This window comes from Lysobacter sp. OAE881 (assembly GCF_040546665.1).
GTDB classification, from domain to species: Bacteria; Pseudomonadota; Gammaproteobacteria; order Xanthomonadales; family Xanthomonadaceae; genus Lysobacter_J; species Lysobacter_J soli.
Genome location: NZ_JBEPOG010000001.1, coordinates 2677005 through 2689794, shown reverse-complemented (window position 1 = coordinate 2689794; position 12790 = coordinate 2677005). Strand labels below are relative to the sequence as shown.

Genomic DNA, 12790 nt, shown 5'->3' with positions numbered 1-12790 from the left:
CGCCTCAGTCGAGAAGTTCCAGCACGCGCTCCGGCGGTCGGCCGATGACGGCGCGCCCGTCGTGCACGAAGATCGGGCGTTCGATCAGGCGCGGATGCGCGCTCATCGCGTCGATCAATGCGGGCTCGCTCAACGACTCGTCCGCCAGTCCAAGCGCGCGATATTCGTCTTCGCCGGTGCGAAGCAACTCACGCGCGCGAATGCCCAGTGTGTCGAGCAGCACACGCAGCTCGGCCGGGGAGGGCGGGACGTCCAGATATGCCACGATGTCGGGCTCGATCCCGCGTTCACGCAGCAGTTCGAGCGCGCCGCGCGATTTCGTGCAACGCGGGTTGTGATACAGCTTCGTTCCGTTCATCTGACCTCCGGAGCTCGCCGGGACGGAAAAGCAAAAGGCCGGCTTTCGCCGGCCTTTGCCTGAAACTGGTGGGCGGTACAAGTTTCGAACTTGTGACCCCTGCCGTGTGAAGGTAGCGCAAGCCGTGATCGCTCGGGCGGTCGCCGTGATGATACGACAACTCAGCGGAAGTTGCTGTGGGCAAGGCGTCACATCAATGCGAGGCCTCGCAAGCTGCTCGGACGGCGTCAACGCCTGGCTTTCCCATTCTCCGGATGCGCTGCCCGCATTCGAGTCGGTCTGAGATGGGTGGTTCTAATCGGACGGGCGCAGGGTCCCCTCACGCACGAGCGCGCGCCGGGTTATGGGGGCACTCAAAGTAGCCGGGAGACCAACACTCGCGGGAACGCGGATGGCCGCAAGTGCAAACGCTCTTCGTTCGCGTGAGGGTGAGTCGGACCTTAGCGTAGGCAGGCGGAGACCCCTATGAACGGCAAGGCACCTCAGGCTGACATTACCCGGTACGCAGTTGTCCGTGCGCCACGGCAAATCCCACCTGATCTCGACTCGACGCGGACAGTTCGCAGGTCAGGCGCGGCGAGCAAGTTCTGGGGCGTGCTGATCGCTTTTGAGAAAAGTCCGAATTACGCAACCCTTCTCTCCGCTAGCAAGAAGCGAATAGGTGAGGACGTATCTAAGGCGATGAAGTTGCTTGCCACGGAGCTTGGCGGTGCCAGAAGTTCACTAGATAAGTTCAGGGGACTCTTGGATGCAGGTAATCTCGATGACGCTCGCGCCCTCGCGATCTCATGGGGAAAGCTGATCAATGGCAGTGGGGGAAATGCCGATGACGTCGCCATAGAGGCCTGGGATCGGCTGGCGGCGCTAGCAGTGATCTCGGCTTCTCAGCCGGCGCCAAGCGGGACGTCGGTTGAGGATCTGGTTGCGACGCTGAAGATGGTGCACATCACGGGATACTTCGAGGGGCGGGAAGGATCGCCAGATCGGCTCTCTATCGATCCGATTGTTGCTGCGCCGCCCGAGCTGATGTTGGCGCTAAAGCTCGCCCGAGAACAGCTTGTTAGCAAAGCTGTCGATAAGCGTAAGGAGCTTCGCGAGAAAGCCATCGCGGCTAGTCGGAGTACGTTGTCGGAACTACTTTCCATAGTAACTGCTCGCGAGTACATCCATCGGGCCATTTCTGGAGGCATGCTGACCTGTGTTCCGCCGCCGCCGCCGAAGCACGGCGGGGAGTCCAATGGCGAGATCCTCGACGTTGCACCCACAGTCCCGGTGCTGCTTGCTCCGTACTATGCTGCGAAAGCGCCGGCGGAGGTCGTGGCTCTCCTCAAGGATATCTACGACATCAACGACGTTGGCCAAGTTGATGTCAAGGAGCTTCTGGCCAAAGTGGATGCGCATGCGCAGCGCGCATCAGATCGCTTGTCAGCGTCAAGAAGTGCTAATGAGTACTTATGGGCAATGAGACGGGTCGTGGCGTCTGCCGAGAAGTTGCTAGAGCCATCAAAGGAAGCATTCCAAGAGGTTCTAGATCTACTCGCGAACGATGTAGGAATAAACACACGCAGTGCGCAGAGTCCTGGTGATATTGTCCCGGTCCCGCCGCGTAAGATGCACCTGGCCGGGTTTGGCGATCTTAAGGTCGTAAGGCAGCAGCTCGAAAAGTATCAGCTAGGTGAGCTCGCCCACGTAGAGAATGTGATGGCGGGTGAGGAGCGGGAACGTACGCATTCTCTCAGCGAGAAGACAGAGCAGCAGTTCTCGTTTGAAGCGGAGGAGGCTACTTCTTCAGAGAAGGATCTGCAATCAACTGAGAGACTCGAGTTATCCCAGGAAGTAAGCAACATCACGGAAGAGAAGCGACAAAGTGACGCGGGCGTCAAGGTTACTGCGTCGTATGGCGCCGTATCGCTAGAGGCGCATGCAAATCGTGAAAGCACTGAGAGCGCCGAGAGCGCCGAATCTAGCGCGCGCCGCGCTATGAAGGAGACGATCTCGCGCGCAGTAGAGCGTGTCCAGAAGCGCTCAAAGACTTCCAGGGCTACTACGATCACTTTCGAGGCAGCCGAGGTAAATCGACACAGCTTCAAAGGTGGCTCGGAGAAGGCAACAGTTGGCCTCTATCGTTGGGTTGAGAAGCGGTACGTGTGTCAGGTGCTGAGTTGCGGTGGGAGAATGATGCTGGAGTTCATGATTCCAGAGCCAGCCGCGTACTTTTCCTTTAGCCAAGAACGTAGCCCAAGAACCGATGGGCAAGTAAGTGCGCCTGAGGAGCCAACCTTTTCGGCGGCCCAGCTTGACGAGTACAACTACCAAGCGATTGCTTCTCGGTATGGTGCGCTGGTTTCGTCGCCGCCGCCCGTTCTGCGGTATGGCCGAACTCTCGCGCGCGTTAGTGGAGCGAATGCAGAGTCAACTATTGAAGTCGACGCTGATTACGAGCTCGCATCCGCATACCTGACTTGGGCATTTCTGCACACCGGGAACGCGAACCGCGCTTTGTACGCGTTCATTGGCGGCAACATTTGGGTGAAGACAGTAAGTACTGAATGGCAGTCGTACCAGCACTTCAATCCGGCCCTGCGCGGCGAGATTGCATTGACTACGATGGTGAACGCGATCTCGAACTACGTCGTAAGTGGGAAGCTAGTTCTCCGTCGAGCACAAGAAGCGTATGAGAAGTGGCAGCTTTTGACCTACAACGCGATTATTGATGCTTATCGAGTTGCGAAGGGGGATTACGACCGGCAGCGAACAAGCATCTTGGCTTCTGCCCAGAAGCAGAAGCTACGTACGGACATTGAGTACCGAACGATTGAGCGCCAGGAGCTGCGGCGAGCTGCGCTTGAACTCCTAACCGAACAGCATTTCGGGGGCTTTCAGGGAATCGAGGATTTGGATGGCATCCCGAAGATTAACTTTGGCAACGTTGCGGCCGAAGCGCCCTACGTTCAGTTCTTCGAACAAGCTTTCGAATGGAACGAGATTGTTTACGTCTTCTACCCATACTTTTGGGGTAGAAGTAAAACCTGGGAGCAGAAGCTTTCTGCAACCGACATTGACCAAGTGTTCTCGAGATTTCTGACGGCGGGGTATGCCCGATTGGTTGTTCCAGTCCGTCCACGTTTTGAGAGCCACGTTGCCTACTACGCCGAAACCGGCGCGATATGGAGTGGCGAAAGCGCGCCGTTGCCCGAAGATCCCCACTATCTAGCAGTTGTCAATGAAATTCGCGAGATTGACGCAGCCATGAATGGTGGAAGTACGGAAGGTTTGCCCAGCGGTGAGCCTTGGCAAGTTACCGTTCCTACGCCGCTAGTATGCCTTGAAGCCGACGGCGTGAAGCTCCCAGAATGGGATGTGAAACTGGTTGAGATTCCCTTCTCTCCGTCCGAGGAGACCTGCAATGGCGTGCCCTACAACTTGGCCCAGTGGCCAAACGAGGATGCGGTTGTGGCTGCTCTCAAGGCGTTTGGATACGGCGTCGGTACGCCGGCAAAAAGTTGGATTAACAGCCAGGCGGGACGTCGCGTGCTCAAGACCTTCCAGAAGCGCGCTAATGAGCTTGGCGTTGCGTCTGCAATTGGAGCGCCACTCTGGGTTGACGGAAAGCTGGGCCCCTGTACATATCGCGCGCTTTCGGTGATGGAGGAACGTCGCGCCGCAGGTGAATGGCCGGGGCCGAACTAAATGCCAGCCATCAAGTCGCCGCAGGATGTTCACTATCTCGCTTTTCAGGGTGGGGGAGGATTGGGTTTTGCCTATCTGGGGGCGATCGAGGCATTTCAAGCGCTCAACGTTCTACCAGTAGTTCCTGGGGCATGCGGACAGTTGCGCGGTGTCAGCGGGACCTCAGCGGGCGCAATTACAGCTCTGCTCGTTTCATTGGGTTGCACCTATGCCGATCTGGAAAGCATTTTCTCCTCAAGATCAGAGTTCGAAGCGTTCTTTGATGACCCATGGCCTGGCAAGTGCCGCGGATTGGAGCCCGACAATCTTTATGATGCCCGGGTTCGATCCCCCGGTATTGATCGTGAATCCAGATCTGTCATTGAATCGGTTCAGGAGGTGATCAGTTGGATCAAGGACCTTGTCGGTACTGGCCCGACTCTTGCCGCCGCTTTGCCCGCGATTCAAGTGCTCGGGCCGATCACTGCAATGATGTTGGCTCTCTCGTTAGGGAGGAAGTCGGCGATAGAGAAGATCGGCATAGATGCGCCATTCTTGAAGAGGGCGTGTGAGCGGCCTTTCGACTACCTATCTAACCTCGTGAATGAGCGGGGGATCTACCCTGGGTTTGCCGTCCGGACGTTCTTGGCGAAGAGTATGAGGCGCCTCGTCGCACGTATTCCCAACTGGCGCTTGCATTCTCGTGCGCCTGACCCGGCGAAGTTGAGCTTCGCTGAGTTGAAAGCGATCACTGGGATCGAGCTGAAGGTCTGTGCAACTAATCTGTCCCAGAGGCGTTCGGTCATCTTCTCCGCAGTGACCACGCCTGACTTTCCCGTCATTGAAGCTGTCGGCATGTCCGCCTGCTACCCGTTTGTCTTCAAGCCTGTCTTCATCAATGCACCAAGCCATGATCTAGTGTTAGGTCAATTACGCGGGCTTTGGCTTGACGGTGGGATACTTAACAACATCCCAATTCATTCATTCGATGATGTTTCGGCAGGCTCAGTCGGCAGGCTGAACAAGCACGTGCTTGCATTACTTCTTCATGAAGGAGCACCGCAGTCGATATCGAACTATCGAGATCCTATGCGGGACGAGTCCCCGCTGCTTGGCCTTGCCGAGGACATGTACTCCACCCTGCTTGCACCTGGCCGCGCAGGGCAGTTCCGGTCGCCAGAGGAGTTGCTCCAGACCGTGGATCTGTTTACGTATGAGCTTTCGTTGCTTGAACTGTCGCCCACGAAGTCAACCGCAAAGCTGCCTCTCCAGGAAGCAAGACGCGCCGTGCTCGACTACTTCAATGTGCGACGCTAAGGTCGGAATCCGACTGCCGCGATTCCTGCACCTTCTTGTTTCGCGTGGCGACTAGCGCATCATGTCATGCGACAGTTGAATCAATGCGCATGCCCCCGCGGGCCAGTTCGGCATGCCGAACTGACGAGACGTTCCATGAGCGGCGTTATCGGGGCACCGGGTGTTGCCTCGCCGAGAGGCCGGGGCCGGGGCCGGCCCAGGGTCGGGGTCGGGGTCGGGGGGGGCAGGGCGACCACACTGGTGGGCGGCGAGAAGCGTCGCTGATGGGCTGGCCTCGCCGCTGGTTGGGGGATCTCAGCGGGTGAGATGGCGGGCGGGTAAGGTGGGGGCTGGAGGAAGCGCATGGCAGATACCCTTACTCCCCAAGCGAGAAGCGAGCGCATGGGTCGTATCCGGTCGAAAGACACTCGTCCGGAGCTACTGGTCAGGAGGGCAGTCTGGCGGGCAGGATTCCGCTACAGGCTCCACGTCAAGGGGATGCCGGGGCGCCCGGACTTGGTCTTCCCTCGCCTGAGAACGGTTGTTTTCGTGCACGGGTGCTACTGGCATGCTCATACCTGCCAGAAGGGGCGCATACCGGGTGCCAACAGGCAGTTCTGGCATGACAAATTCATGGCGAACCAGAGCCGTGACGAGCGAGATCGCGCGGAGCTTAGGCGGCTTGGCTGGCGCGTGATCGTCGTTTGGGAGTGCGCGTTGGCATCGGCCGCACGACGGGAAAGCACGCTGCGGGGGGTGCTTGACAAGTTGAGGGAAGTCCCCCCGGGAAGTTCGCCGTAGCCCCTGGATTCATGCTCGGGGACATGGCAAAATTCGAGCCACGAATGGCGTACGGCACCATCAGGAATGCAATGGATCCCAAGAATTCGCTAAAGGTTGTCGATCTCTTCGCGGGGTGTGGTGGCTTGTCGCTGGGCTTGGAGAAGCGGGGTTCTTCCCGGTCTTCGTCAACGAGCTGAACGATGATGCGCGACAGACGTACATCGCGAACCGCGACTCGATTAACCCCTTGCTTAAGACGCCCGGGTTCCATGCCGCGGACGTAAAGTCGATGGTCGTCGACGAGGCATATGTCCCTGAATTGCAGAAGCGTCTCAAGAAGACGTTTGGCATCGGGCCCAAGGGACTCGACCTGCTCGTGGGGGGGCCGCCTTGCCAGGGCTTTTCGGGCATCGGGCACCGACGCTCCTACTCTGTCGAGAAGAAGCAACTTCCTTCCAACCACTTGTTCCAAGACATGGCCGCCTTGGTGCACAAGCTCCAGCCGAAGGCCTTCGTGTTCGAGAACGTGCGGGGCCTGTTGAACGCCAAGTGGACTGACGGCGGAAGAAAGGGCGAGATCTGGGAGATGGTGTTGAAGACGTTCCAGGACCTGCAAGGGTACCGGGTCGCCTACCAATTGGTGTTCGCCAAGGACTATGGTGTCCCGCAGAATCGGCCGCGTGTTCTCATGGTTGGCATTCGCGACGACATTAAGTCGCCCCTCTTGCGCGAGAGTGTTTCCGATGTTGCCGCACTCACCGGTGATGCCGTCGCCCGCGGGTTCCTCCCGCCCCCTGGGCAGAAGCGCGCGCCGGACCCAGTCGCGTTGCTCGGCGACCTGGTGGATGTCAAATATGAAAACGGGGGGGCGACGCTAACCTATCCGCGCGCGGCCACAACCGAGATCCAGAAGTGGTTGCGGACCGACCGCGAGGGAAAGGCAATCCTTTCCAAGGGGGCGCCGGTGACCGAGCACGACTACAGTAAGCATGCGCCGCGCGTGCTTGCCAAGTTTCAGGCCATGATCGATTCGGAGGATGGTCTGGTTCCCGAGGAATTCAGAACCAAGAAGTTCGCGCAACGCCTGTTACCCAAGCGTTGGGGATCCGAAGGCCCGACCATCACGGCGACTTCCTTGCCCGACGACTACGTGCATTTCGAGCAACCGCGAATCCTGACCGTCCGGGAATGGGCGCGGCTGCAGATGTTTCCGGACTGGTACGAGTTCAAGGGCAAGAAGTCCACCGGTGGGATCCGCCGCGCCGGTAATCCGCGCGAAGGTGTCTTCGACCGCGAGGTTCCCAAGTACACCCAGATCGGTAATGCAGTCCCGGTTGGGCTGGCGCATGCCGTCGGGGAGCACCTCGCCAAGATCTTGCGTGCCTAGTCTCCGGGGTGTTGAATTCCCCTAGAGCCAGATGCCGGGGGGGCATATGCTTGAAAGGTCGGATCGTCCGATCGAGGAAGTCATTCGCTTCCTGGCGAAGGACGGAATCGAAGCGGGTTTCCTAGTCCCAACGAGCACGGGGCTTGGGAAGTCAATCATGGACGCGCACCAACACTTGAGGGCGTACCTCAAGGTGACCGGCGCGCACGATTACGACCTCCAGCAGCAAGGCCAGACCGCGAAAGTAACGCGCCGTGCTTGGCTGCTCGGTCCGGACTCTTCCCGGGAGTCGATCGCCTCCCTCTACCGCCCCGAGTCGAAGTCTGGCGACCCGAGGATTTGGTTCACCGGCCTTCCGGGCTATGCCGTGCCGGGCAATTTGCTCGCCATTTTTGCGCATGAAGGCGAGCTGTACGTGGCGAACACAAGCATGCCTGGCGTGCTGGAATCGGGCACCTCGCCGGATTCCCCCCTGGGGCACTTGCTATCCCGGATCGCCGCCAATGCGAATGAGCCGGCAGCAGAACTGCTGTGCAAGCTGAAGGAAATCTCCGCGCTTGGATTCGTTCCAAGCCTTCGCCAGGGGCCCACTGGCGTCGGCATGACGCTCGAAACCATGTTGGGCATCGCTGCGAACTCGAGCAAGGCGCCGGACTACCGGGGCATCGAGATCAAGGCTTCGCGCACGAAACAAGGCCCAACCCGACAGAACAGGATCACGTTGTTCTCCAAGGTCCCGGATTGGAAGCTGAGCGCGGTGAAAGACGCCACATCGCTCCTGAGGCGGTACGGGTACGAGCGCGAAGGGCGCACGCAGTTGTACTGCTCGATGGGCGACAAGCCAAATACGCTTGGCCTGTTCTTGGATGTCAGGGAAGAGGACCTGCACGCGCTGCACAGCCAGCCAGCCAAACATAGCGAGGTGCTCCAGTGGTCCTTGGAAGGGCTGAGGAACACCTTGGCCGAGAAGCACCAGCAAACGTTCTGGGTGAAGGCCGTGTGCCGGAAGAACGGTTCTGGCGAAGAGCTCTTCCATTACACGGAGGCGATGCGTACGCGCGCCCCGCTGGTGTCGAACTTGGACTCCCTGCTTGCCCTTGGGAAGGTTGAAGTGGACCTTTTGCTCCACTTGATGGAGCGCGGGCAAGGAAAGGCGCCGAAGGCGCGCGACCACGGCTACTTGTTCAAGATCAACCCCAGGGACATCGGCATGCTGTTCCCCCCGAGCGTGATCTACGGCCTAAGTTGACGCGCCCATGGTCCGATTCGACTACCGACAGGATGTCTGGTCTCGAGCAGCCGATCGTGCCGCGCGCATGCCGATCTATGCCGGTAGCCATCGGCGTGGGGCAGCGAATGAAGTCGGTGCCCTTGGCGAAGTGATCTTCGAGGAGTTCCTGCGTTCGCACCGGATTCCGTTCGAGCCAAGGCACGAGACGACCGAGGACCTCGTGCTCTTCGATGCGACGGTTGAAATAAAGACGAAGGACCGCACGGTCAACCCGCTGCCCCACTACGAATGCTCGGTGCCGTTGTACAACTATGAGCACCAACGGCCCGACCTCTACGTGTTTGTATCCCTCGTCCGCGACCTCGCGCGCAGCCCACTCTCGATTACGAGGTTTTCCCACGCGCATCTCGTTGGATGGGCGACCCTCGCCCAGGTGGATCAAGCGGTCGTAAGGAAGCGCGGGGAAACGGATGCTTCCAATGGCACGACGTTCTGGACTTCGTGCCGCAACTTGCGGATAGACCAGCTCCGCAAGTTCCCTGAGCTACTGGAAGCGTGCGCAAAGGCGACGCGTAACGCTGGTGGGCGCGGCTAATCTTCACGGATGGTGATTCATGCTAGTCAAGGCGGACAGGGATCTTGTCGAAATCATCCAGTTCTTCGCAGCCAGGGGGCTCGAGGCCGGGTACCTCGTCCCAACCAAGACCGGCTTGGAGAAGGGGATCATGGATGCCCACATCCAGTTGTCGACATACCTCCGTCGCGCCGGCTTGCATGACTACTCAGCGCAGGGCAGGGGTGCTGACGCCAAGGTCATCTTGGGGGCTCGGTATCTCGGTCGCGAAGGATTCCTGCAAACAAAGGCGTCCTTGTATAGGCCGGAAACCAAGGGCGGCGACCCGCGGATCTGGATAAGCGACCTCGGTAGCCATGCCGTTGCGGGGAACCTGCTGGCCCTCTTCGCGCACGAGGGCGAGCTCTACGTCGTGAATGCCAGTAGCGATGGCCTCCTGGAATCCGCGCGCGATCCGTTGAGCCCGTTTAGTCGCATGCTCGACCTCCTTGCTGCGGCGAAGAACAAGCCCCTCGATGACAGGTTCAGCGAGTGGAACCTTAGGCTCCTGCGGAGCTTCTTCTCCGAGGCATCGAAGGACGAAGAGGTCTTCCTGCGCATCGACAGCGACTTGCTCGACCAGATCGGGCAAGACATCGGCGGTGATAGGGGGTTCCTTGAGGCCGTCCGCGCTGGTGCGGCTTGGCTCAGGGAGGACAACTTCGTCCGCTGCGTGCAGGCCCTCGTTTCGCAACGCAGACTACGTTCCGCGAACTACAAGGATCCCGGGGAATACGATGCCACGTATCGCGGACACTCGGCTCCAACTTACCTCCCCTATCTCGCGGCCTTGGTGAGGAACGATGCCGAGGGCGTGAACGCCTACTACGCAGGCCTGCAGAAGGACCTGAAACTGCGCCGCGCGTTCGGACCGCCGGAGATGGGGCAGGTGGAGGCGGCCTGGGGAGACCTGCAAGAGTGGACAAACGGGCTCCGTGGGCGCTTCGGCTACTTCAAGCTCCGGAGACTCGGCGGGTATCGCCTCATTGGAGTTCCGCGATCGCAGAGCATCCTGAAGCCTGGCGATGTCGAAGACCTTGCGCGAGTTTTCATCCAAGCCGAGGTCCGCCCCGGGAAAGATGTCGATGATCGCGCGCTATCGCGGATACTGACGGAGGCCAAAGCTTCCCCGGGGCACTTTAGCGCGGCCTTCCAGAAGGCGCTCGAAATTCCTGCTTTCGAACAGCCCATCCGCGCGGCCATCGCTGCCACCTACATCGACTGGGATGGCACCCTGCCTGCGAAAAGAGCGAACTCCCGGAGTGCCGGGCCAACAGCGGGTCGTGGAGGAAGCGCTGGGGCCGACACAAACATAGGACTCGCCCTAGCTGTGGATTGCCTAGAGCCCCTAACGATCTCGCCGCGCTGGCGACTGCCTGCGATCCAAGACTCGGGGACGTTCGAGATCAGTATTGCGGGAACCGCTTGGCGCGGAAGCTTCATGGGCACCGAAGGTGCAAGCACCGTCCCGTCGACCGGTTCCGCTGGCGAGATTTGGAAGATCGCCGAACGCGCCATGACGCTGGACCAAGAGTTTGGCCTGAAGTGCTACGACGCCGCCGATTCCGAGCCGACGAAGCATACCGTCGCGCTTGGGCAGCGTCGGCTCTGGATCCTGTTCCCGGCGTTCGACGACGTTAGCGGGAGCATCGAGTTGCAAGAGGGCGACCTCCCCGGAAGCGGCCAAGCCTACCTTCTGGCGCCGCCCCGGAACGCCAGCCAGCTGAAGGCATACTTGGCGCGGGAGACGCCCGCATACGAAACGCTGGCGGCCCAGGGCCTGCCAGAAGGTTGGCTCCTTGTATGCCTCCTCGATTGCGCTGCGCTCGATGTTGGGCAGCGACTCCTGCCAGATGACGAAGATGGCGCGCATCCGAAGCCTCGCGCCATTCGCTTCATCGGCGGGCGGGCTGTCCGCCGGGGATACAGCCGCCTATACCTTCCCTATGACCTGCCAACTATCCAACTCGACGCCCCCTCGGGGACGAAGATCTCGTGCTCAGATGGCATCGTGGTCGAGGAGGAGGCAGGGGACGGCGCCCGCTTGGTCAACGACCAGTTTACGTTCAAGCCGCTGAAGCGCTTCAACGTCCGGCTGCCCCACGCCCGAAGCGCCTCGTACGAGATCCGGGCGGTATGCAAGGGGCAGGTGATTGGCCAGGCAAAGCTTAGGGTATCGGGGCTCAGCGGAGACATCGTTGAACCGGGCCGCCCATTTAGCATCGACCACCTGGGAGCCCCGGTGCCCTCGAACGAAGGGCTTTCAGGGGTGCTGCTCCAAAGTCCCATCGATGAAGGTCCCGTTGCGACTGTCGAGCCAATCAACGTTCGGCCGTCCGCACTTGGTTCCGTGCTCGACGAGGGAGAGCTGGTTCCAGGTGCGCGCGAACTGTTCCTCGATGCATTGGCGCGGTCCGGAGGATTTGACTACAGCGTCGCGAGAGACCTGCTGAGGAGGCTCCTCCGCACCACCGGGGAATCTGGGGAGCCGCCCTTCATTCTCCTAGACCTGAAAAGTCGCGGACATCTGGAAATATCCACGACCTCACGTGGGCACATGGCGAGGGTACACCCCACGTTTCCCGCCCTTTACAGCCTTCCAGTCATTTGCGGGGAACGCCAGGTGTGGGCCCTGGCGGGAACCATGCGCCTCGCGCACTGGACGGGCATCGCCGGGGAGCGCCAATCCTGGGATGTGTTCCGGAGGGGGGGCGCACCCGAGTATCGCGGGCAATGGCGCCTGCTGATCAAGAGTGATGAGGAAGCCGATGCCGCTTGCGCCCGGCTCGGGTTCAAGCGCGTCGATCTTCCTTGCTCCGCGATCGCAGAGTGGTCCGCCGGGCTTCGCGCAGTTCGCCAAGAGATCCTAAGGAACATGATGGAATCGATTGGCGCCTCAAGGGAAGGTGCCCAGTGTTTCAATGGTTCGAAGGGGCAGTTCACGGCGAAGACGACGGGGCGTCCTTGCGAACTGTTGAAAGTGCGCGACTTGGATACGGGCATGGACAACATCTACGTCATGGCCGATGGCGGCAAGTACGCTTTCGTCCGTGATTCCCGGTGGGGGGTCTGGATTGCCCTCGATGCATTCGCCGAATGGGCAAGTCAGCTCGAAGGGATGGCTGGGGTGCATCCAATGCCCCTCACGTACGCGGCGAAGGACGGGACGATATGGCTGCCAGCACGGATTAGCTTGCCAAGCCTCCTCGAGCGGGCGCTGGTGTTGTGCAGCGGAGGTCCTCCCGAAGCGATCTTGCTGGCCAAGGACGCAGGCAGTAGTTCCGGCGACCGGATCAACCTGCATGGAAGCAATCAACATGTATCCGTGAAACGCGTCTACGAGGAGATGGCTTCCGGGAAATGGCTCGCTTATCGCTGGGTCCCAGAGTGCGTGGCACGGGTCGTGGCTGAGAAGCTTGGTGCCGCCCTCGACGTGGTTTGAAGAACTCTAGA

The 12790-nt window shown here is 60.0% G+C and carries 8 protein-coding genes; 7 read left to right on the top strand and 1 reads right to left on the bottom strand.

The window, feature by feature from the left end; all coding sequences use genetic code 11:
* Positions 1–4: 4 nt before the first annotated feature.
* A complete protein-coding gene (arsC, locus tag ABIE51_RS12420; RefSeq protein WP_192630968.1) occupies positions 5–358 on the bottom strand; it encodes an arsenate reductase (glutaredoxin) in 354 nt (117 codons plus the stop codon).
* A gap of 465 nt (positions 359–823) precedes the next feature.
* On the opposite strand from arsC, the gene ABIE51_RS12415 reads away from it, so the two are divergent.
* The 7 genes from ABIE51_RS12415 (at position 824) to ABIE51_RS12385 (ending at position 12779) form a co-directional block, all read left to right on the top strand.
* Entirely contained in the window at positions 824–4048 is a 3225-nt protein-coding gene (locus ABIE51_RS12415; RefSeq protein WP_192630967.1) for a hypothetical protein, read from the top strand.
* Positions 4049–5344 (top strand): patatin-like phospholipase family protein, encoded by a 1296-nt coding sequence (locus tag ABIE51_RS12410; protein ID WP_192630966.1) that lies wholly within the window; start codon positions 4049–4051, stop codon positions 5342–5344.
* A 342-nt stretch (positions 5345–5686) separates the two neighbouring features.
* On the top strand, positions 5687–6124 hold the full coding sequence (locus ABIE51_RS12405) for a very short patch repair endonuclease (protein ID WP_192630965.1): 438 nt from the start codon (positions 5687–5689) through the stop codon (positions 6122–6124).
* Between the two features lie 115 nt (positions 6125–6239).
* Positions 6240–7493, top strand: coding sequence for a DNA cytosine methyltransferase (locus ABIE51_RS12400; RefSeq protein WP_354504181.1), 1254 nt, complete (start codon positions 6240–6242; stop codon positions 7491–7493).
* 157 nt (positions 7494–7650) lie between these two features.
* A complete protein-coding gene (locus ABIE51_RS12395) occupies positions 7651–8742 on the top strand; it encodes an MvaI/BcnI family restriction endonuclease (RefSeq protein WP_192630964.1) in 1092 nt (363 codons plus the stop codon).
* A gap of 67 nt (positions 8743–8809) precedes the next feature.
* A complete protein-coding gene (locus ABIE51_RS12390) occupies positions 8810–9319 on the top strand; it encodes a hypothetical protein (protein WP_192630963.1) in 510 nt (169 codons plus the stop codon).
* A 19-nt stretch (positions 9320–9338) separates the two neighbouring features.
* A complete protein-coding gene (locus ABIE51_RS12385) occupies positions 9339–12779 on the top strand; it encodes a hypothetical protein (RefSeq protein ID WP_192630962.1) in 3441 nt (1146 codons plus the stop codon).
* Positions 12780–12790 lie beyond the last annotated feature (11 nt).

Coding starts and splice junctions, on each gene's coding strand:
- ABIE51_RS12390 (WP_192630963.1), top strand. CDS start 8,810: ATGCCGATCTATGCCGGTAGCCATCGGCGTGGGGCAGCGAATGAAGTC.
- ABIE51_RS12385 (WP_192630962.1), top strand. CDS start 9,339: ATGCTAGTCAAGGCGGACAGGGATCTTGTCGAAATCATCCAGTTCTTC.
- ABIE51_RS12410 (WP_192630966.1), top strand. CDS start 4,049: ATGCCAGCCATCAAGTCGCCGCAGGATGTTCACTATCTCGCTTTTCAG.
- arsC (WP_192630968.1), bottom strand. CDS start 358: ATGAACGGAACGAAGCTGTATCACAACCCGCGTTGCACGAAATCGCGC.
- ABIE51_RS12405 (WP_192630965.1), top strand. CDS start 5,687: ATGGCAGATACCCTTACTCCCCAAGCGAGAAGCGAGCGCATGGGTCGT.
- ABIE51_RS12395 (WP_192630964.1), top strand. CDS start 7,651: ATGGACGCGCACCAACACTTGAGGGCGTACCTCAAGGTGACCGGCGCG.
- ABIE51_RS12415 (WP_192630967.1), top strand. CDS start 824: ATGAACGGCAAGGCACCTCAGGCTGACATTACCCGGTACGCAGTTGTC.